Source organism: Nocardioides sp. JCM 18998, assembly GCF_055391535.1.
Genome location: NZ_AP043886.1, coordinates 1,315,211 through 1,335,963, shown reverse-complemented (window position 1 = coordinate 1,335,963; position 20,753 = coordinate 1,315,211). Strand labels below are relative to the sequence as shown.

The window sequence follows — 20,753 nt, the reverse complement described above, 5'->3', positions numbered from 1 at the left end:
CCTCCAACCCCATGAGCAGCGCCCGGTCCCGTCGTTCCACCCGGGAACCGAGGACCGCTGGACGGGTCGGCGGGCGCCTCGGACGGCGATCGCAGACCACCCTGTGGTCCGGCGTCTGCGTGGTCGGCATCGCCGGCATCCTGGTCGCGGTGCTCGGGTTCCACGAGGCGGTCTTCGGCGGCATCGGGGCGGTGGCGATGTCGGTCGCGTACAGCTATGGCCTCGCCGCCCGTACGGGCGGACGCCCCTTCGTCGCCGGCCTGCTCGCCCTCGCTCTCGGCGTGGCGGTCTTCGTGGTCGACTCCGATCCGATGCGGACCGGCGCCGCAGTACTGATGGCCGTGATCGCGGCCGTCTTCGCCGTGATGGGCACGACGCCGGCTGTCACGTTCCCGAGGGCGGCGCGCGAGTGCGCGATCGCCACCTTCACCGCGACGATCGGCTCGCTCGCGGCCATCGGCTACGCGCCGGTGGTGACCGTCAACCGCTTCCAGTACGCCACCCTCGCTCTGGCGCTGGTCTGCACCTTCCTGCTCGTCTTCCGGCTCGGCGCGGGCCTGCACGGCCTCGGCAGGCGCGGCCTCGCGACCGTGGCCGGCGGCGGCTTCCTGCTGCTCGCGACCCTGCTCTACGCCGAGGCGATCCGCCGCTACGGCACCCCCGGCCTGATCGGCTCGCTGCGCGACGGCGTGGTCTGGCTGCGCGACCACCTGGGCGGCTACCCGCGCCCGATCGAGGCGCTCCTCGGGGTGCCCGCTCTGGCCTGGGGAACCCACATGCGCGCTCGTCGACGGCAGGGCTGGTGGGTGTGCGCGTTCGGCGTGGCGGCCACCGCGCCGATGGCGACGACGTTCATCAACCCCGAGGTCTCGATCATCGAGGGCCTGCTCTCGATCGCCTACAGCCTCGTCGTCGGCCTGCTGATCGGCTACGTCGTGATCGGCGCCGACCTGTACCTCACCGGCGGACGCGCGGCGCGCGGCGCTCGTGGTGGTCGCGGCCGGGCTGGCCGGGGTGGCGGAGGTCGTCGGCGGGCGGAGCCGGTCGAGCCGGAGCCGACCCCGGTCGCCGGAGGGGGCCGCCGGGCCGCGCGCCAGGCCGAGGAGGCCGCCGCCGTACGCCCCGAGCCGCGCCGCACCCAGGCGCTGCTCTGAGCGAGCTGTCACGGCGAGAGCGCCGAACTGTCACCGTGACACTTCGGGGCGTGAGTGACAGTTCAAAGTGTCACGTGAGCCTCGAACTGTCACCGTGACAGTTCGAAAGTGTCACGGTGACACTTTCGGCGGACCGTCTGCCGGCCCCGTGCCGTCGGACCGGCTCGAGCCGCTCCACCGGCGCCGCCCGCAGCTCGTCGCGCGCCGCCGCGCAACGACGTGCGGGCGTACGGACGCGGCCTCGGCTGCTCCCACGAGGGCGGTCAGCTCGGTGCGCATCGCGGCGTGCGACGCCGTGCGCTGATGCGTCGAGCATCGAGTCGAGACCCATCGGCGGCCTTCCTCGGGAGTGGGTTCACTCCCTCCATGTCCGCCTGGGCCTCGAGTGTCCAACGTCGTGTGGCGGGCTCACGACACAAGCCGTTGACCTGCGTGAACGGAGCGACAAACCGGGTGCTTCCCCGACACATCCGACCGTTTTCCCCGATTCGATGCATCGGCCGGCTCCGAAAGTGCCATGCACGAAGAAGTCGAAGCGTCATCTCCGGGTGCACCCGCTAGCCATCCGTGGTCGCACAATCTGGGTCGGCTGTCGCCATCCGTGCGACTGGCGGCTACCGTGGTGGTCGTCGAGGGCAGTAGCTCTCGGAAGTGGTGAGTGTAGGAAGTCTCCGAGATGTAAGAACCCCTTGAGGGCAGTCTCATGAGTTTGGTACCCGATGTGATCCCGTGCCAGAACAGATCAGAGGTTTCTAGCCTTGCTGGCCCGCGCGACCATTGGCCCTGGGTTCGTCGGGGCCTTCGTGTTCCGGGTGGCCGGTGGATCGATTGAAGCGGAGATGCGGTCTTCACGGACGGCTTGAGTGCCTGGCACGGGCCCAGCAGGAGGCGAAGGAGTCCCCTCGGCGTCCGGCAGATCGTCCGGGCGTGGCGCCAGGTCATCTGTGGATTCGGCCGAGCGCACTCTCCCGCGTGCGTCGGTACTCGTGGCTCTAATCGCTGAACCCGGCAGCGATTGGCGTGCGCCGGCCTCGACGCGAGAGAGCTGACGACCGCCGCGGTGAGCGCTGCCCGTGGCGAGGCACTGCCGCTCTGGCCATCGATGTTGCAACGCGATGGCGGAGCCACACACGCCGCCAAAAGAGGATAGGTCACGTTGATGTGCAGTGCGCAGCCGCCGCTCGGGCGGGCACTGGTTGACCGCCCAGGAGTCGCCGACGTGACGGTCAAGTTCCGCGTCCACCTCTGCGCATTTTGAGTCGCAGCACAGAAGCCGGGTCGAGACGGCGTATGACGTATGACCGTGGATCAGGCGACCTGAAAGAAGCCGATGGTCTAGACACTCCAGTTTCGTTGGTAACGACTGGGTCATGACCGGAAACTAGGCCAGTGTACGGGCGATCTGAAGCTGCGCAGCGATGTTCGAATCCCGCACGTCTGAATAGTCAAAAAGTTGGGCCGTGTGCCGTGGTGCTGAACGCACGTGCACGCAAATGGTTTAACAAAATACATTCCACTCTAAAGGATGGCTGTCTATGAAGATGAAGCACCTCGCCGTCGCCATCGCTGCGACGATGTTCGCAGCAGCACCCGCCTCGGCGATCGCGGCAAACGTGTCCTCAAACGATGGAAAGGGTACCCAATTCATCACCACCGAGTACGGGTGCGGATCACTCACCCGCGGACAGCTGCAGTCGACCTCCGGAAACCCGGTCTACTACAGCGGTACGGTCGTATATGACAACGACCTCGATGAAGACTTTGGGCGCCACACGTCGGACACCACGTCGAGCACCCTCGTGGGTCGCTACGGCACGGTCGGCACAACCGCCACCTACTGTGGCGCGGACGGCGTCAAGGTGAAGATCTGTCGGAACAAGAACAACCTCCCCGACTCCTGTGGAAGCTTTACGGCGGCTCTTCGGCCGTAAGTCCGCCGCACATTGCCTTTGCGGAGCGACTCGGCGCTCCGCAAAGGCTTCTGCAGTGTGAACGTTAAGGACGTGCATTCGTGACCCAAGCATCAAGTTCTAGCTCATTGTGCGCTAACGAGATTACGCACAAGCGCGGGCGTAAGGAAGTATTGACGAACATTAGCGCCGAATTCCCGACAGGCGTGACGGCGCTACTGGGTCCGAACGGCGCCGGCAAGACAACATTGATCGGTATCCTGGCTGGCGTCATCAAGCCGACCTCAGGCACTACCGAACTCTGCGTCGACGGCGATAATATCAAGGCACGGCAGCGCGCACGTCAGGTCGGTTGGCTACCGCAGGCGTTCGGTTATCCCTCGCGAATGCGCGTCGTCGATTTCCTCAGGTATGCAGCATGGCTAAAGGAAGTGCCAACGAAGGATCTAGCGGCCTCAATCGAGAGGGCGGTCGACGCAACGGATATATCCGCCGCGACCGCGCGCCGGATGGGGGAATTGTCCGGGGGCACCTTGCGTCGCGTTGGCTTGGCTGCTGCAACCGTTCACAGCCCAGAGGTACTTCTGCTTGACGAGCCTACTGCCGGGCTAGATCCGGTGCAGCGTGCGAACTTCCACATGCTCGTGCGGAACCTGGCGCAAGATACCATCGTCGTTTTTGCCACCCATCTGCTTGAGGACGTCGCTGCCGTCGCCGACAAGGTAGCCGTGGTTTCGTCCGGCGCAATCGTCTGGCGAGGCTCGCCGGAGGACCTTGCGACCCGCGCGAAACACGATAGCCACTCAAACGGGCTGGATGCTCTTCGCGATGGTCTTTTCGGAGTTATTGAAGAGGTCGCGGAGTGATGAAAATCCCACGGGTAAACAGTCTTCCCATGAGTTTGCTCAGTTATGCCGTCGTGGCCCTAGTCGCCGCCGCGACGAGCGCAGCGTCCCTAGTGGCGAGTTCGGCACAATGGATGGGCTCGTGGGGAGAGACAGGTGCAGCCATTGAGGATGCGACGATCATCGCGTACCCACTCGTTGCCGGTCTCACCGCGTGGATCTGTTCCGCACCGGCCCGAAGGAACTTTCGCCAACTGATTCTCACGTCGAGCCGGGAGCGCGTGGAGATTGAAGCGCGCGCGGTCTTCTCCCTTGGAGCATGTGCCGCCGCGGGCGCCCTCTTTTCGGCGCTGATCGCCTTGGCAATCACAGCTTTGACTGCTTCGTACGGCTATCCGCCTCTGATGTCGGTCCTCATTACCTCGCTCGGGTACGTCGCTTGCGCGGCCTTTGGGTCGCTGGCATCCAAGGTCGCGCCCTCATACTTTGCAGTAGCGGCTAGCGTAGTGCTTCTCTATGTGCTGCAAATCTTCGCGGATTCGGGAAACCCATCACTCTCATTTCTTGCTGGCGTAGAAGTTGCTGATTCGCGCGAGCGTACGTATCGTCAGACTGCATTGTGGATGCTTTCGATGCGGGGAGCCTTGATATTCGTATTGGCCGCTCTTCTTGTGGCGATCGCATCTCGCAGCTCGCAGTTGGCCAGCACGGCCGCAGCAGTCGCTTGTCTGATCGCGTCACCTTTGCTGTTTGTTGGCGCGGATGGAATGAGCGTTGTGCCGTCGTCCATGCAGGCGACGTGTCGAGCCTACGATGACGGAATCAAAATATGTATGACCGCCGCGAGGATGCACACTGCAGACGCAGTTCACACATATGCCGCCCGAGAGCTCGCCTGGCTGAAGGGAATGAGCCCAAACGGAGTTACATTAGACGAGGTCAACGTTTCGAAGTCGGGGACCGTCGTCATCTCGAAGGATGACCACGTCACCATACCTTTTGAGGTGGCGAATGGCGTCCATGGAGAAGCGCACGTAGTGAATGGCGACCAGCTGATGGCCAACATTTCCATGACACTTTTGCGAGAAAACTGCACGGGCGCTGGTGCAAATGACGCAAGCGGACGACCGGTGGCTCGAACGGTGGACGTCATGCAATATTGGCTGATGCGAAAGCTCGGAATCAAAACCGACGGTTCGGACATGTTCGGGGCGCCGGCTCTCGATCCCACCATCCTCGACTATTCGCCAGTATCCGCGTTTCAACGAAGCTGGGACGCATTGGACTCGAACTCACGGTCGCGTTGGTACGCTGAGCATCGCGCCGATGTCGTCAATTGCACTGTCTCTCCTCAAAGTCTGAGCTGAGCGCATTGATTCGTCTTGTTGCGATATCGCGCGGAGTCAGGAGCTCGACGATCCTCTTTCTTGGGATCTCAATAGCTATTGCTTTCGTGGCCTCGGGTGTGGGACTATCGCTGCGATCGCACGCCGACTTTCAGATGCGAGGGAGAATTCTTGACAGCGGAGTTCTCGCCGGCCTCAGTGCTCCGGCAGTCGTACTGACATCATTAATCTCGGACCGTAGCAACTGGCTTCTAATTGGCCGATCACGCCCCATCGTGTCGTGGCGTTTTGCATGGGTCTCTATCTTGGCATGCGTAAGCGTGGTAATCGGCGCTGCTATCGCGTTAGCCCTCCCTCGCCAAGTGGACCCGCACTTGGTCTTCGCGGACTTCGTATTTCTGTGCCTCGCCGGCTGGCTGACGGCGATCTTTTCTGGGGGTCGCTTAGCCTGGATTGCGCCAGTAGTCATAGCGATCGTATCTTCTTCGCCGGGCGTTTTGCCTATGCGCTTCAATTACCTTGTGAATGCGGATAATGTTGGACCGATTCTGCTGGTGGATATTCTGGTGTACTTGGCGCTCGCTTTGATGTTCAGCTCGTTTGACGATTACTCGTTTGTGCGAGCGCCTGCCGAGCATGATGAGTAGTTCGCGTTTCGCTGGCGACGGCTGGGCAGGACCGCCAAAGTCGCAGCCGCAAGGGGATTCCGGAGGACGGTCCGTTTCGGAACCGGGTCCGCGGTACGTGCCACCGACTCATTGGGATCGTCGATGTCGCCACGCCGCGCACCGCAAGCGCCGCTCGTGACTCTCACCTAGAACGCACGGTTCACGAGAGGCGGCCGTGACGCTCAGTCGGCGAGCCACCCGAGTTCCTGACGAGGTGCCAGGAGACGCGGCACACCGCAACCCACCTCAATGCGAGAAATATTCAGGCTCACGTCCCCATGTGATCTACGCAAGCCTACCGTTCTTCGTCCATCCTGGACCGAGCCAGTCGCTGGAATCGCTCGTGGGCAGATGGCACCCTGGAACTGTGGCAGCAGATGGCTACTCATGGGCCAGCAGCGCGAGGGCCCGTAGAGTCATGTTGGGTAATCGCTCACGTGACACGAAGCCCGAGTTGGCGGTGCGCCGTCAGCTCCACGCGATGGGGCTTCGTTATCGCGTCGCCTATCGTCCAGTGCCGTCGGTGAGGCGGACGGCGGACGTGGTTTTCACACGTTGGCGGGTTGCCGTATTCATCGATGGCTGCTATTGGCATGCATGCCCGCGTCATGGAACCGTTTCGAAGTCAAATACAGAGTATTGGACCAAGAAGTTGGAGCGCAACGTCGCTCGTGACGCCGACACCACAGTGAAGCTCACCGAGGCGGGTTGGGTCGTCTTGCGGTTCTGGGAGCACGAGGACCCCAAGGAAGTTGTCGAGGTGATAAGGCAAGCGCTCCTAGTCGCAGGGGCCTTCCCATCCTGAACAGAATCACATGCCAGTGCAGCCGCCCTCCTAATCCTGCTTTCCTGCAATCAGGGTTACCGGGCTCCAGCGCGATATCGGTAGACGGCACGAAAATTCTCGATGTCCTGCTTGCTCACTCCAGACATCGCAGGCGCGGTGGCATCCCCGACAAGCCCGCGCAGTGCGTAGCTCATCTCCTTATCGGTGAGGAACGGGACGTGGATCTCGATCGGGTCGGCAAACCGATCGCGTACGAAGTCGAGGTCATCGAACCTGCAGAGCTCGGCCGCTGAGGCGGTCACTCGGTCGACGATCAATCCACCCCAGGTTTGCATGGGTGAAGCATCCGCATACTGGAAGTCAAACAGTTGCCGGATCGGCTCGCCATAAGCCTCGCGGCACGCACTAGATGCGTGCTGCTCCATGATTCGCTTCTGTTCGCGGGCCGCGCCCCAAGCCTTCATGTCTCGCTGTACCAGGTTGGCGTCGACAAAGCGTCCCAGGTTCTTCTGCAGGTTGGGGAGACGATCGCTCAACTTCGTACTGACGCCGGCGTTCACGCTCACGATCAACACGCTTCCGGGCCTTGCGGTGCGAGCCACGTAGTCGATGTCGCGAAGGACACTGGTTGTCAGTTGACTGCAGTAGTCGAGCCAGACGATCGCGCGCTTAGCGGCCCAGTCGACGTCGGCGAGTCGCGCGCGCGAGTCACCCATTAAGAGCTCGATGGACTCGTACGGCTTGTTGAAGAGCAGGCGTGGCTCCTCGGACAGACTGTGCTCGATGCTGGTCATAGCATGCACACCCAATCCGAGATGGAATTCAGTGAAGTCGATGAATTCCAAGCCGCCAAAGCCGACGTACTGGTAGCTGTCGAGACGGTCGAGCGCGGTCAAGCGTCTACACACATCGACGATCATGCGTCGCTGCGCGGCCTTGGCTGGCCGGAACTCGTATTGCCGCACAGGCACGTTAGTGCACCTCGGCATCGGCGAAGTACGTGAAGGTCTGACGGCCCACCTCGGATCCGTTCGCCGTTCCGAGGACCGCTGCCACGCGCTCGAAGTCCTCGATGTCGACCTCGTATTGGATCCGCTTGATGGTGCTCGGAGCAGGCGCCCGCCTACGAGTCGGCGGCTCCGGCGGAACAATCATCCTTTCGGACTGCGGAAGAGTTCGAAGCGGAACGTCCCGAGTGTCGTCGAAGACGGCAAGCAGGTCCGGCTTGGAGGGAGCCGGAGAGCCGCTTGTCTCGGCTTCGCGCACGTCTCGAACGAAGGCCTTGCGGACCTTCTTCTCGCTGTTGATCTGCGCCTGGACCTCGAAGAGCGCGCTCTTCATCTGGCTCGCCACGGCCCTGAAGACCAGCGAGTCGCGGTCGACTGCCGTCTTGGTCGTGTTCCAGGGCAGCAACGACGCATCGTCAGCGGAGAGATAGACGTAGCCTCGAAACAGACGGTATTGAGGGTGGTATGCGGCAGCCGAGCTGCCCCATCCCGTCACGTACGACCTCTCGGCGACCATCAGCAGCCGGTCGTTGCAGAACAGGTACCAACCGGCCTCGCTCGGGTCTTCGAAGTTCTCCGCGTCGCCCAAGTCGATCTCTTCACCGTCGCCGCGGCGCGTCTCGGCCTGCACGGTACCTGCGAACAGTTCGACGTCGACCGAGCCGTGCTCGGTAGGAACGGCAAAGGTGCGGTAGATCGGCGTGAGCAGCTCAGATCGCTGAAGGGATGGCCTCGAGGCCTTCAACGGCGCACCGTTGACGGTGAGAATGAGTCCGCGGTCGAGCGACTCCTGGTGGCGGAGTCTGAGTTCTCGCTTAAGGTCGTCGACGACGGAGCCGTCGCTGAAGTCCTCAGCAACGCTCGGGTGAAGCGTTGTGACGGCAATAGTCGTTCCAGGCTCGCACTCGTTGGGCAGCACGATGTTCTCCTGGTGCTCGCTGAACTGGAACGTCCAATCGACTTGCTGCTCCCACTCGTCGACGTCGACCTTGAGTTTGAAGGTACTGTCACCTGGCGCGGCGGACTTATCGTCGCCCTTGTCCTTGATGTGTCGGTACGCGGATGTCACCTCAAATTCGTCGCCAATCTTGAATATGGCCCGCTTCATTCCAACACCGAACTGGCCGACCGACTTCGGCACGCCATGGAAGGCGCGCGGCCGACCGAATCTGAAGGCGTAGTGGCGCGCTATTTCGATGTCGATTCCGCCCGAGTTGTCCTCTATCCGGAATTCGTCCGCGCCGACTTGAATTCTGACCCACTGGTCGCTGAGGTTTCCATCGGAATGCAGACGCCGAGCGCCGTCCACACTGTTGTCAACTAGGTCGACGATCGCCGGGAGGAGCTCGATGTCCTTCGTGAGCATCTCGATGAAGAAGCGCTTCTCAGCCCCTGCAGAGACCAGTGAAGAGTCGACGGTCATAGGCCGCATCCTGCCCGACATCCGCCCGTTCCGCGGCAGATTGGTAAAGAAGTTCGGGAGGCCCCGGCTGCACGCCAGCGGGCGCGGCAACGGCCCACGCCCGCGCTCAGTGGGCGTGGCCTTTGCAGGTTGGTTGGCTGTGTGCGATCGTCCTCACGTGGAGGTTGAAGACTGCTGTGCACCGTCGCCGGCGCGACCCATTGCGATTGACCTCTTCGCCGGTGCTGGTGGTATGAGCCTCGGGTTCGAGCAGGCTGGGTTTGATGTAGTCGCTGCGGTGGAGTATGACCCAGTACATGCGGCGACGCACGCATACAACTTTCCTGCTAGCGAGGTGCTGTGCCGAGACGTGGCCTCACTTGATGCTGCAACGGCTCTCGCAGCTGCCCGCCGCGGCCATGAGCGCATGTATCCGGGCGTTGAGTGGCCCGGACACATCGACGCGATCATCGGCGGACCCCCGTGTCAAGGTTTCTCTACCGGCGGCAAGCGCGAGGACGGCGACGACAGAAACCGTCTGCTGCTGGCGTTCGTCAGCCTCGTGGAGAGCTTGAAGCCGAAGGTGCTGTGTCTGGAGAACGTCGTAGGTCTTCTCGAGACGCGATTTGACGATGTCCGGGAAGAGGCATTTCGTCGGCTTACGCGCGCCGGCTATGAGCTCTCCGGCACCACCGAGCCTGTCGACTGCGTTAGCTTCGGGGTGCCTCAGCGGCGACGGCGCGTGGTCGTCCTCGGCCGTCTTGGCGGCCCGGCACCTGGTCGGCCACAGCCCGTGCCGACTCGACTCTCGGTGCGAGATGCGCTTGACGGGCTTCCTAGTCCATCGTCCTACCCCGCGCTTCGGTCTAGCGACGTAGCGATGCTTACGCCAGAGGATGCCGATGGGCGCGTGCGAACGACGAGCACATATGCGAGGCGCCTCGCGGGACTCGATTCGATTCCTGGTGACTGTGGGTTCGACCGGCGAGTGGACCACGCGACCATCACAGGGGCGCGCTTCACCGTCCACACCGAGACAACAGTTAAGCGGTTTGCCGAGACCGCCCAGGGATCCGTCGAGCCCAAGAGCCGTCTGTACCGGCTTCCGCTCAGCGGCCCGTCCAGGACCCTGAGGGCCGGGACGGGGGCCGAGCGTGGATCTCACACCTCGCCACGGCCTATCCATCCGACCGAAGCCCGGGTGATCACTGTCCGCGAAGCTGCCCGTTTGCATGGCTACCCGGATTGGTTCCGCTTCCACACCACCAACTGGCACGGTCATCGCCAGGTTGGGAACAGCGTCCCGCCACCGGTGGCCCGAGCAGCGGCAGAGGCTTTGGTGGTCGCCCTCGGCCTCGAGCCAGCTTCGCCCGACCGCTGCTTCGTCGCTCCCGATGATGGCCTTCTCAGTCTTTCGCGCACAGCCGCTACCGCGCGCTTCGCTGTAGTCGAGGCCGAGCTGCCTCGCGGACGCACACGCTCCCGAGAAAGGGTCAGTGCCGTCTAGCTAGCCGGGCTTAGTGTGGCCGGTCATGAGGTTGGTAGTTGTAGACCGTTGACGAGAACAGAACCTCCGGCGGGGCGTGGTCGAAGGCTCATCCCGCTTATCCGAATCTGCTACACGGATGTGACTATGGGCCTTGAGCCAGCCCTAACTGATCGCCGCGCTGCGGAGGCTGGGACGAGAGCCCGATGTCTCAGGCGTGGGCTCGTCCTGCGACGGCGAGTCGGTGGCAGGAGCGGCGCGTTTCGTCGCGAGGTCGAGCTCTCCTGGCAGGTGCTCGACCCGATTCGTCTTGAGCGAGCGCCGCAGCAGCGCGTCGAGGCGGCGGGTGCGCTCGGCGGCGTCGATCTCGCCGAGCATGTGCAGGGCGAGTATCTCGAGCTGCTCGGCGCTCGGTGCCATGTCCTCCATGGCCATTGATGCCGCGATGCTGCGGAGGTTGCGCTGCTGGGCTCGGGGCAGGCGGTCGTATGCGGGCATATGTTCTCTTCCGGTGTCGGATCTTTCAGGTTCGATCGCTACAAGGTCACCGGCAGATGATCTCGATGCACTCTCAGAGTTTGCCGCGGCAGGAACCCGGCGTCCCTGAAATCGCCTGGCGCTCGCACCGCGACACGCGACGAACGCCCCCATGCCGGTCTGCGCGACTTGCGCGGTGGAGTCGTACAGTGTTGACGAACCGGAACGCGCTCAGAGCGTCACCTCTCTGCACGTCACTACTCACCCTGTGCTGGCAAGCCACAGACGACACCCGCTGACCCTTCGTGCCAAGGGGAAAGCAGTAAGTCGTCACCGCTGCCCGAAACGCAGGAGTGAAATTGCGCAGAACGCGATCATCCGGGACCCGTCGGCGGCAGGCGCTCGGGGTCGGGCGGCCGGTTTTGCCGAGGTCTTTGCGATGACGCCCGAGAGCGGTGGCGTCCTCTTGCCGCCCGCCCAGACAGGACGGCCGCGAAAGGATTGGCGCCGCGTCGGTCCGGACGAGCCGGTGCGCGTGGAGGTACGGATCCCCGCATCGTTGGCTGCGCAGCTTTACTCCCAAGCTCGCGAGCGTGGCTGCTCAGTCAGCCACACGGCCGCCGAATTGATCGGCCTCGCCCTCGACCGGACCGGGGGTGATGAGCCGACGTCGTAGTGACCTCGCGGCGTATACGCCGCCGAAATGCGTGAAGGCCGGGCCCGCCCGACCTTCACGCTGACACAGCAGTTCGCGCTGCTGCCCCATTTTCTGCTGATCCCCCACGAGGAGGTCTTGTCATGTCATCGTGCTCTTCCGGAACTCTGCTCGTCAACGCAGCTACGGAGCATGTCTGTGCGGCTGCGGTCAGGGTGTCGACGAGATTTGTTCACCCGCTCGGTGATGAGAAGCAATGAGTCGTGGTGTGGTCTACGACCGTGATCCGGAGCAGGCTCTCGCGTTGGCGATCATCCAGATCAACAGGTACCGCGGATACCCGCGGTTGAAGCCGCCGGTACTGCAGTTCACCCGCCAGGCAGTGTCCGATGCTCTGGTTATCGGGCCGAGTCCGATGACGCCCTCGTGGGTCAAGTACACGCTCGCCGCGACCAGCGGGCTGACGCGCTGGAGCGAAGAGCGAGGTGTCCCGCTGGAGCGTCGGTTGGTGTTTTCGGAGGAGAACGTCCGTCGTTGGCTGGAAGGGACGGACAGGACTTCTGGGGGCGCAGCCAGCTATCGGTCCCAGCTGAGTCAGCTCACGACCCTGTTCGCCGCATCAGCGCCGCGAATGCGGGACTGGACGATCGCCAGACGCGGCAACGTCGACGAACCGCACACGCCACGCGAGGTAGCGCAGATGTGGCACTGGAGCGCAGGCCTGGAACCGACTACACGGCACCGGGTACGCGCCTACCTGGCACTCGGCCTTGGATGCGGTTTCAAGCTTGAGGACAAGGCCCGGCTTACGCGCGACGATGTCGTGATCGATGCCGATGGCTCGGTGCATGTCACGCGAGTCGACATCACGACCGGTGAGCTTCGAACAGTCACCTGCCTCGTGGACTGGGAGCACGAGCTCGCCGCGCTGGTTCGGGCCACCCCGCCGGGCCGTTCCGTCCTCGCCCCGTGGCTGGCCGAACCGACTCCCGCGCACAGCGCGCTCAACGCGGTCGAGCGAGCCCGCCGACGCAGCTGTCCGGTGCACTTCAACGGCCGAAGTCTGCGTAACACCTGGACGGTCGCTCACCTCGCGGCGGGAACACCGATCGGCGTCCTGCGTCACGCACTCGGGATCAAGACGATCGCGAACTTCGAGCATCTCTTGGCATGGGTTCCCGACGTGGACCCACTCACCGAGCAGCGGCTATTGCGCGGCTTTTACGCACACGAGAACAACACCCCCGACGAGCCACATCACGGAGCGTGAGCGGCCGCGATGGCCGAGAAGTCACCTGGACACCGACGGCGCCGCAAGAGCGGTCCGCACCGCCAGAGCGACCCTGGCAAGACCGGGCGCGCGCTGCGACAGCAGTTCACGACGCCTGATGTCGAGACGCTGTTTGCTCAGCAGGCCGCTTCGGCCCGTGCTCTCAACGGACCGGCTGTTCCGCAGGGCCGAGCTGCCGCGACGCCGGCCCGCCCGACTCGGACCGTCTTCAGTGACAAGGAAGTCTTGGAGATCTACGACCTGGTCCGCAGCGGCGATGCCGTGCGGCTCGTCACGGACCTGTGCATCAAGCGGAAGAAGAAGCCAGGACGCCCCGCGGCGATCAGCTTCACGGCTCTGATTGTCGGCATGCTGCTCACTGCGGTGGATGGCAGCGGGTGCCTCATGTCCGAGGTCGCGAACACCCTCTATCGACGCCTGAGCCCAGCGATGATGAACCTCCTCGACATCAAGCCCCTGCCAGAGCTCCCTGTCGCCGGCAGTAACGACAGCCCATTTCATGACTCCTATCGCAAGCAACAGCAACGCATCGCACGTCGTGTTCAGCGCAGGTTCGAGGGCTTCCGCATGGACATCGACCCGTCGATCTACCCCAGCGGGCGCAACCGCACCTGGGAGGAGCTCCAGGCGCTACGACGAGACCTGCGCGACGACCAGGTCGAGACTCGCATGAACGCGCTAACGGTGGTCTGCAACGACATCGTAAGGATCGCTTGGCGCACGCTGCCCGAGAGCGCTCGGCGCAGGCACGACGGCTCGGTCGGGATCGATGCGACGCCCGTTGGGGTGTGGTCGACCGGGCGTCGAGCCGATGACATCGAGGCGTCAGCCGAAGTCGATGCCGCTTACTACGTCCGCACAGGCGATCACCGCGAGCCGACCGGGGATCGAAAATCAACCAACGCGGTGTCCAAGAAGCGCTTCGCCTACGACCTACACCTCATGATCGCCGCAGACGCCACGCTCGACCCCCGCACTGGCCAACCGAGCGAACGCCAGTACCTGCCCGCACTCCCGGTGGGCATGTTCATGACCAGGCCCGGAGAGAACCCTGCCGGCTCTTTTCGCCGGATGGCGACCAACCTCACGAGCTGGGGGTGGCAACCGGGATATCTCGCCGGCGACGGTGCCTACGCAGACGCGAACGCGAACGGATTCCACGTCGCTGCGCGCAAGCTCGGCTGGAAGCTCGTCTTGCCAGTCCTCAACGATCACGTCGGCGTCCAGGCAGTCATCAACAGCTACAAGGTCATCGAGGGTTGGCTGTATTGCCCGAGCATCCCGACAGACCTCATCAACGCGACCCGAGACATGCGCGATGGCACGATCGACGCAGACGAGTACGAGAGAAGAATCAAAGACCGTCAGGTCTTCGCCGTTCGCCTCCACAACGATCTCGGCGACTTCAAGCTCAGTCTCGGATGCCCCGCCTACGGGACCAAGGCGAAGGTGATGTGCGAGAACAAGCCGCGATCTGAGGCTCCCGAACGTCATCAGCTGATCTCGGGACCGCAGATCAAGATGCGGCCACGGATCTACCCCGACCCGGAGCAGAACATCGCGGGCCAACTGCCCGACGCCTGTCTCAAGCAGACGATGACTATCGACCTAGCCGCACAGCCCGCGGCGAAGTACCTACAAGACGTCACGTTCGGAACTCACCAGCACACGAACATCTACAACGCGCTGCGCCAGTCGCAGGAGGGATTCCACGGCTTCGCCAAAGACCAGGGCTACGAGAATCTCGACGCTCCCGGCCTTCGCCGGGTTCCAGGGCTCGCCGCGCACTTCGTGATGGTCGCGGTGATGGTCGCCGCCTCCGGAATCAGGAAGGTCCGCTCGTTCCTACTGTCGGAGTCGGTCGATGAAGACGGAGATCACTACGTGCGACGCCGCAAGCGCAAGGGTGAGCACGCCTCGACGCTGATGCCGCCAGGGAGCCCCGGCGCCCGCGGTGATCCGGAGTACGACGCCTCGCTTGACGATGCCTGACATGCCACTGTCGATGTAGCTCGGTTCCCGCGAAGGCTCCGGCTCGCCCGGATGTCAGCGGGAATCCTGCATTTGCGGTCGCAGCGAACAGCCGAGCGGCCCTGATGTCCGTATCGGGCGGCCGCACGCCGGGGTCGGAGCACCACGGGGATGTAGCGACCCTCGTTGGGGCGCCCTTCGCGACTTTCGTCGTCATTGGGCTCCGGCTTTCGTCGTGAGCCCGTGGCGGGTGGTGAGGGATTTGAACCCCCGGTGGGTCTCCCCACGCTCGCTTTCAAGGCGAGTGCAATCGGCCGCTCTGCCAACCACCCCGGTGGGGGAAGGCTATCCGAGCGGCCGGTCCGGCCTGCGATCAGATCAGGGATCAGGCGAGCTCGAGGAGGACGTCGCCCTCCTGGACCACGTCGCCCGCGGCGACCTTGACGGTCCGTACGGCGCCGGCGACCTCGGCGAGGACCGGGATCTCCATCTTCATCGACTCCAGCAGCACGACGGTGTCACCGACGGCCACGACGTCACCGACCGCGACCTCGATGCTCATCACGTTGGCAACCATCTCGGCGACGACGGGGGTCACGGTCTCGCGGGGCATGGCGCTGACGCTAAGCGTTACCGCTGCGTATGCCTAACAGGCGGTCGTTCGACCTCCCGCAGGCGCGGGGCTGAGCCTCAGGACTCGCCGCCGACCTCCATCTCCACGTCGTCGTACGCGAGGTCGTGTAGGTGCTGGATGTGGCGGCCGATGTCGCCGATCAGCCGACGCAGGTCGTGCCGGAGCTCCTCCGGATCGGGGGCGGTGAGGGCGGAGTCGGCGAGCAGGCTGAGCCGGGCGATGAGCGCGCCGCGCTCGCGGAAGGCCTGCCCGCCCCGGGCCGCGAGCCAGCCGTCGTTCGCGGTGGTGTTCTCCTCGACCAGGGCGTCGCGGACGCCGGCGAGCCGCTGTCGCACCGACCACCGCCAGTTGCCGAGCGGCACCCCCGGGCGCGGCGGCACGATCGCCTGCTCGAGGCCGTGCAGCGCTTCCGCCATCCCGGGACTGAGGGTCGCCATGCGTCGAGTGTGACCTGGCTCACCGGAGGAGACAAGGTGGGACAGGGCGACCGCTCACGGAATGCGGCCCTGCGCCCGGGCTCGGCGAGAATCGGTGCCATGACGTACTACCGCCTCGCCCCGGCCGTCGTCGCGCGCATCCTCGGCCTGGCCCTGGTGCTGCTGGCCGTGATCGCCTTCGCCGCCACGATCGTCGTCGCTGTCGCCGACGGCTCGGCCGACATCGTGATCGGCCTCGTCCTCGCCGGCGTCATCGTGATCGCGGTCGGCGCGTGGTGGCTGCGCACCACGGCGTGGGTGGTGCGGTGCTCGCCGGAGGGGTACGCCGTGCGTCTCGTCCGCGGCGCCGGCGTGCGTCAGGCGCCGTGGACCGAGGTCCGCGACGCCGTGACGACCACCACCCGCGGCATCGCCTGCCTCGTCATCCGCCTCGGCGACGGCACCAGCACCTCCATCCCGGTCGGCCTGCTGGCGATCGACCGCGAGCAGTTCGTACGAGAGATGCAGCACCACCTCGGCGAGGGCCAGCGGATCACCCCGCTGTGATCGAGACGCGCCGCGGGTGAGACCCGATTGGGACACGGGCCACATCGCCTAGTAGCCTGTGCGCGCTGTCTTGGAGACGTCGCCTAGTCCGGTCTATGGCGCCTCACTGCTAATGAGGTTTGGGTTAATAGCCCATCGAGGGTTCAAATCCCTCCGTCTCCGCCAGCGGAACCCCCATCGCCCGCGATGGGGGTTCCTTCGTTCTCGGCCGCCGGACCCCTCGGCCGCGTTCGCTTCTCGGTGCCCGGTCGGGAGATGCTCGCTCCATGCAAGAAGCTGCCACCGCCGCCGCAAGCACCGCCTGGGGTGCGCACGACACCCGGCTCATCGCCGTCACCGTGCTGGGCATCGCGCTCATCATCGTGCTGATCGCCTGGGCCAAGCTGCACCCGTTCCTGTCGCTGATCCTCGGCTCGGCGTTCGTCGGGCTCGCCGCCGGCGTCTCCAGTGCCGACGTGATCAAGAACTTCGAGACAGGGGTCGGGGCCACCCTGCAGGAGGTCGGCCTCCTGATCGCGCTCGGCGCGATCCTGGGCAAGCTGCTCGCCGACTCCGGCGGGGCCAACGACGTCATCGACGCCGTGCTCGCGCGGGCCAAGCCGAACGCCGTCCCGTGGGCGATGGCGCTGGTCGCTGTCATCATCGGCCTGCCGATGTTCTTCGAGATCGGGCTCGTCCTACTGCTGCCGGTGATCGTCCTGGTCAGCCAGCGCTCCGGTCTCAAGCTGATGCGGATCGCGATCCCGGCCCTCGCCGCCCTCTCGGCGCTGCACGGCCTCGTGCCGCCGCACCCCGGCCCGCTGCTGGCCATCTCCGCCGTCGGCGCCAACCTCGGTACGACGCTCGCGTTCGGTCTCATCGTCGCGATCCCGACCATCATCCTGTGCGGTCCGCTGTTCGGCATCGTGGCCGCCCGCTGGGTCCCGGTCGACGCGCCGACCTCGCCGGTCACTTCCGGTGCCGCCGGCGTGGGCGAGGAGGGCGGACCGCGTCGCCGCCCCGGCTTCGGCTGGACGCTGGCCACCATCCTGTTCCCGGTCGTCCTGATGCTCGGCAAGGCCGGCGCGGACATCGCCTGGAGCGACGCCGACAACCCCACCCAGGCCCGCCGCATCTTCGACTTCTTCGGCGAGCCCCTGGTGGCCCTCACCCTGGGCGTGCTGCTGGCCATGGTCACCTTCGGCTACGCCGTCGGCTTCTCGCCCGCCCAGCTCTCCGAGAAGGTCGGTGCCAGCGTCGGCCCGGTGGCCGCGGTCATCCTGATCGTCGGTGCCGGCGGCGGCTTCAAGCAGACCCTCATCGGTGCCGGGGTCGGCGACTCGGTCGCCAAGTGGGCGAACGGCTCGCACATCTCGGTGCTGGTCCTGGGCTATCTCATCGCCGTCGCTCTGCGGCTGGCGACCGGCTCGGCCACCGTCGCCACCGTCACGGCCTCGGGCATCGTCGCGCCGCTGGCCGGCGACCTCAGCTCGCCGCACGTCGCGTTGCTCGCCCTGGCCATCGGCGCCGGCTCGCTCTTCCTCTCCCACGTCAACGACGCGGGCTTCTGGCTGGTCAAGGAGCTCTTCGGCCTCACGGTCGGGCAGACCTTCAAGACCTGGTCGGTGATGGAGACCCTCGTCTCGCTCGTCGGCTTCGCCTTCGTCTCCGTGCTCTACGTCCTCACCTGAGCGTGAGGCCCCGGTCGTCACCGCGTACGGACGCGTGGATTTCGGCCGGGGCCTCCTCGTCGGTTACTGTTTCTCTCGTTCGTCACGAACAAGCGGCTGTAGCTCAGCTGGATAGAGCATCTGACTACGGATCAGAAGGTCTGGGGTTCGAATCCCTACAGCCGCGCAGAACAGGAAGCCCCCGGACTCTGAGTCCGGGGCTTCCTGCATTCTCAGCCGCGTCGGGATCTGGCACGCTGCTGTGCGTGAGCGACGTGCTGGTTCTCGGAGAGGCACTGATCGACGTCCTGGAGGACGAGCGAGGCGCGAGCGTCGAGCATGTCGGCGGCAGCCCGGCGAACGTCGCGGTCGCGCTGGCCCGCCTCGAGCGGCCGGTACGGATCGCGACGGCGTTCGGGGACGACGAGCGCGGGCGCCGGATCGCCGAGCACCTGACCGCGGCAGGCGTACGCACGGCGTCCGATCCCCTGGTCCTCGGGCACACCTCGACAGCAGTGGCGACGATCGGCCCGGACGGGTCGGCCGACTACGCCTTCGACCTGGACTGGCGCCTCGGCGAGGTGGAGCTCGGCGCGCCCTGGGCGGTCCATGTCGGATCCATCGGCGCGCTGCTCGCCCCCGGCGTCGACGACGTCCTGCGCCTCCTGCACGGCCTCCCGGCCAGGACCTTCGTCTCGTACGACGTCAACCTCCGCCCCGCGATCACCGGCGCCGGTGTCGACGTGGTGGCCCGCGTCGAGGAGGTGGCCGCGCTCGCGGACCTGGTGAAGGCGAGCGACGAGGACCTCGCCGCGCTCTACCCGGCGCTGGAGCCGGTGGAGGCGGCCCGTCGGCTCGGCTCGCTCGGCGCCCACCGCGTGGCGCTCACGCGGGGCGGAGGCGGCGCGCTGTGGGTGACGCCCGAGGAGGTCGTCGAGGTGGCCGCCGAACAGATCCGGGTCGCCGACACCATCGGCGCGGGCGACACCTTCTCCGCCGCACTGCTCGACGCGTTGTGGGACGACCGGGACCGGGACCCGTACGTCGTCCTGGAGCATGCGACCCGGGCGGCCGCCGTCACGGTGTCGCGGGCGGGCGCCAACCCACCGCACCGCTGGGAGTTCGTCTCGCCGATCTGAGGTGCGCCGCTCGGCCGTGCGGGTCCATCAAGGTATGCAGGCGAACCGACGCTTCCCACGGTGAGTTCCGCACGGGAAGCGCGGGTTCGTCGGCATACCTCGACGAACCGGCACCAGCCTCAGCGGCCGAGGAACGTCGCCGGGTCGTCGATGACCCGGCGGATCACCGAGCCGGCCGCGCCGCGGACCGCAGCGTCGGCGCCGAGGCTGGAGACGAGCAGCTCGGGCTCGGCGGCGTGGGAGGCGAGCGAGTCGGCCACGGCGGGCGCGAGCCAGGGGGCGAGCGCGGCGAAGACCCCGCCGAGCACGACCGCGTCGGGGTCGAGCAGGTTGGTCGCCGAGGCGAGTGCCGCACCGACCAGTCGCCCGGCCGAGGCCACCGCCGCCAGCGCGTCGGGGTCACCGTCGGTGCAGCGCTGCTCCAGCTCGCCACGGGAGGAGGCGCCGGCCGCGGCCAGGATCGCGTCCACGCCCGCGAGCCGTTCGAGGCAGCCGCGGCCGCCGCAGGAGCAGGGCGGTCCGGCCGGGTCGACGACGACGTGTCCGAGCTCGCCGGCGCGGGCGTGCGCGCCACGGAAGAGCTCACCGGCGACCACGATGCCGGCGCCGATGCCGATCTCGCCGGAGACGTGCACGAAGTCGTGCGGCACCGGGGCGCCGAACCACAGCTCGCCGAGGGCGGCCAGGTTGGCCTCGTTCTCGAGGGTCAGCCCGTACGGCGTCTCGGGCAACGGCAGCTCCACCGGGACGTCGGCCCAGCCGAGGTTGGGCGCGCGGCTGATCGACGTGCCGTCGGCGGCGCCGGGGACCGCGACGCAGGCGCCCGCGAGGGCCAGGCCCTGCTCGGCGGTGGCGGTGACCGCCTCGGCCGCGAGCTGTGCCAGCTCGCCCAGCACCTCGGCCGGCGGGCGGCCGCGATTGTCGCGGGTCGCGACGTGGCGGTAGCGGACGGTGCCGCCGAGGTCGACCACGAGCGCGGCCAGGTAGTCGACGTTGAGCTCCAGTCCGAGACCGGCGGCCCCGTGGCGGTGCAGGGTGAGGCTCGCACTGGGGCGTCCGCGATCACCGGCCCCGCCGGGGACGGCCTCGGTCTCCTCGACGAGACCGGCGGCGACGAGATCCGCCACCAGCCCGGAGATCGAGGATTTCGTGAGTCCGGTGGCGGTGGCAGTCTGGACGCGGGTGATGGTCCCGGCGTCGGCGATGGCGCGCAGCACCCGGGCGAGGTTGCTCGCCCGCATCTGCGCATGCTGCACCGGACCGGCCATGTCGGTGATTAGACCAAGACCTGAACAGGTTGACAACTCTCCTGCGCCCGCTTGACATGACGGCGCCGTGCGGGTTGGATC

18 protein-coding genes and 3 tRNA genes are annotated in these 20,753 nt (G+C 65.8%); 14 read left to right on the top strand and 7 right to left on the bottom strand.

Annotated features, from left to right (window positions below):
- The first annotated feature begins 11 nt into the window (after positions 1-11).
- The 6 genes from ACZ5L9_RS06345 to ACZ5L9_RS06320 all read left to right on the top strand — a co-directional run bounded on the left by ACZ5L9_RS06345 (position 12) and on the right by ACZ5L9_RS06320 (position 6,728).
- Positions 12-1,154 (top strand): hypothetical protein, encoded by a 1,143-nt coding sequence (locus ACZ5L9_RS06345; protein WP_464535187.1) that lies wholly within the window; start codon positions 12-14, stop codon positions 1,152-1,154.
- A gap of 1,535 nt (positions 1,155-2,689) precedes the next feature.
- Positions 2,690-3,085: a hypothetical protein gene (locus tag ACZ5L9_RS06340; RefSeq protein ID WP_464535185.1), complete on the top strand. Its 396-nt coding sequence runs from the start codon at positions 2,690-2,692 to the stop codon at positions 3,083-3,085.
- A gap of 80 nt (positions 3,086-3,165) precedes the next feature.
- Positions 3,166-3,930, top strand: coding sequence for an ATP-binding cassette domain-containing protein (locus ACZ5L9_RS06335; RefSeq protein WP_464535183.1), 765 nt, complete (start codon positions 3,166-3,168; stop codon positions 3,928-3,930).
- Between the two features lie 29 nt (positions 3,931-3,959).
- Positions 3,960-5,276 (top strand): hypothetical protein, encoded by a 1,317-nt coding sequence (locus ACZ5L9_RS06330; RefSeq protein ID WP_464535179.1) that lies wholly within the window; start codon positions 3,960-3,962, stop codon positions 5,274-5,276.
- 341 nt (positions 5,277-5,617) lie between these two features.
- Positions 5,618-5,902, top strand: a complete 285-nt coding sequence (locus ACZ5L9_RS06325) for a hypothetical protein (RefSeq protein WP_464535176.1) — start codon at positions 5,618-5,620, stop codon at positions 5,900-5,902.
- Positions 5,903-6,098: 196 nt separating this feature from the next.
- Entirely contained in the window at positions 6,099-6,728 is a 630-nt protein-coding gene (locus tag ACZ5L9_RS06320; RefSeq protein WP_464535172.1) for a very short patch repair endonuclease, read from the top strand.
- Between the two features lie 56 nt (positions 6,729-6,784).
- Here the strand turns inward: ACZ5L9_RS06320 and ACZ5L9_RS06315 are convergent, their stop codons facing one another.
- Positions 6,785-7,681, bottom strand: coding sequence for an O-methyltransferase (locus ACZ5L9_RS06315; RefSeq protein WP_464535168.1), 897 nt, complete (start codon positions 7,679-7,681; stop codon positions 6,785-6,787).
- A gap of 1 nt (position 7,682) precedes the next feature.
- Positions 7,683-9,140 (bottom strand): ATP-binding protein, encoded by a 1,458-nt coding sequence (locus ACZ5L9_RS06310; RefSeq protein WP_464535164.1) that lies wholly within the window; start codon positions 9,138-9,140, stop codon positions 7,683-7,685.
- Between ACZ5L9_RS06310 and ACZ5L9_RS06305 the strand changes: the two genes are divergently transcribed.
- Positions 9,067-10,626 (top strand): DNA cytosine methyltransferase, encoded by a 1,560-nt coding sequence (locus ACZ5L9_RS06305; RefSeq protein ID WP_464535161.1) that lies wholly within the window; start codon positions 9,067-9,069, stop codon positions 10,624-10,626. The genes ACZ5L9_RS06310 and ACZ5L9_RS06305 overlap by 74 nt on opposite strands.
- 144 nt (positions 10,627-10,770) lie before the next feature.
- Here the strand turns inward: ACZ5L9_RS06305 and ACZ5L9_RS06300 are convergent, their stop codons facing one another.
- Positions 10,771-11,103 carry an antitoxin VbhA family protein gene (locus ACZ5L9_RS06300; protein ID WP_464535157.1) on the bottom strand — a complete coding sequence of 111 codons (333 nt, stop codon included), beginning with the start codon at positions 11,101-11,103 and terminating at the stop codon, positions 10,771-10,773.
- Between the two features lie 902 nt (positions 11,104-12,005).
- On the opposite strand from ACZ5L9_RS06300, the gene ACZ5L9_RS06295 reads away from it, so the two are divergent.
- Both ACZ5L9_RS06295 and ACZ5L9_RS06290 read left to right on the top strand, forming a co-directional pair.
- Positions 12,006-13,007 (top strand): hypothetical protein, encoded by a 1,002-nt coding sequence (locus ACZ5L9_RS06295; protein WP_464535153.1) that lies wholly within the window; start codon positions 12,006-12,008, stop codon positions 13,005-13,007.
- Between the two features lie 9 nt (positions 13,008-13,016).
- A complete protein-coding gene (locus ACZ5L9_RS06290) occupies positions 13,017-15,020 on the top strand; it encodes a hypothetical protein (RefSeq protein WP_464535148.1) in 2,004 nt (667 codons plus the stop codon).
- 223 nt (positions 15,021-15,243) lie between these two features.
- Here the strand turns inward: ACZ5L9_RS06290 and ACZ5L9_RS06285 are convergent.
- The 3 genes from ACZ5L9_RS06285 to ACZ5L9_RS06275 all read right to left on the bottom strand — a co-directional run bounded on the left by ACZ5L9_RS06285 (position 15,244) and on the right by ACZ5L9_RS06275 (position 16,070).
- Positions 15,244-15,331: transfer RNA gene (locus ACZ5L9_RS06285), tRNA-Ser, on the bottom strand.
- Positions 15,332-15,384: 53 nt separating this feature from the next.
- Complete coding sequence (locus ACZ5L9_RS06280) at positions 15,385-15,612, bottom strand: biotin/lipoyl-binding carrier protein (RefSeq protein ID WP_464535145.1); 228 nt, start codon at positions 15,610-15,612, stop codon at positions 15,385-15,387.
- A 77-nt stretch (positions 15,613-15,689) separates the two neighbouring features.
- On the bottom strand, positions 15,690-16,070 hold the full coding sequence (locus ACZ5L9_RS06275; protein WP_464535142.1) for a hypothetical protein: 381 nt from the start codon (positions 16,068-16,070) through the stop codon (positions 15,690-15,692).
- A gap of 99 nt (positions 16,071-16,169) precedes the next feature.
- Here ACZ5L9_RS06275 and ACZ5L9_RS06270 point away from each other — a divergent pair, with 99 nt between their 5' ends.
- The 5 genes from ACZ5L9_RS06270 to ACZ5L9_RS06250 all read left to right on the top strand — a co-directional run bounded on the left by ACZ5L9_RS06270 (position 16,170) and on the right by ACZ5L9_RS06250 (position 19,404).
- Positions 16,170-16,616, top strand: a complete 447-nt coding sequence (locus ACZ5L9_RS06270) for a hypothetical protein (protein ID WP_464535139.1) — start codon at positions 16,170-16,172, stop codon at positions 16,614-16,616.
- Between the two features lie 72 nt (positions 16,617-16,688).
- A tRNA-Ser gene (locus tag ACZ5L9_RS06265) sits at positions 16,689-16,781 on the top strand.
- 101 nt (positions 16,782-16,882) lie between these two features.
- Entirely contained in the window at positions 16,883-18,286 is a 1,404-nt protein-coding gene (locus ACZ5L9_RS06260; RefSeq protein WP_464535137.1) for a GntP family permease, read from the top strand.
- Positions 18,287-18,378: 92 nt separating this feature from the next.
- Positions 18,379-18,452, top strand: a tRNA-Arg gene (locus ACZ5L9_RS06255).
- A gap of 79 nt (positions 18,453-18,531) precedes the next feature.
- Positions 18,532-19,404 carry a carbohydrate kinase family protein gene (locus tag ACZ5L9_RS06250; protein ID WP_464535133.1) on the top strand — a complete coding sequence of 291 codons (873 nt, stop codon included), beginning with the start codon at positions 18,532-18,534 and terminating at the stop codon, positions 19,402-19,404.
- A gap of 119 nt (positions 19,405-19,523) precedes the next feature.
- Here ACZ5L9_RS06250 and ACZ5L9_RS06245 read toward each other — a convergent pair whose 3' ends face one another.
- Positions 19,524-20,672 (bottom strand): ROK family transcriptional regulator, encoded by a 1,149-nt coding sequence (locus tag ACZ5L9_RS06245; RefSeq protein WP_464535129.1) that lies wholly within the window; start codon positions 20,670-20,672, stop codon positions 19,524-19,526.
- Positions 20,673-20,753: the final 81 nt, after the last annotated feature.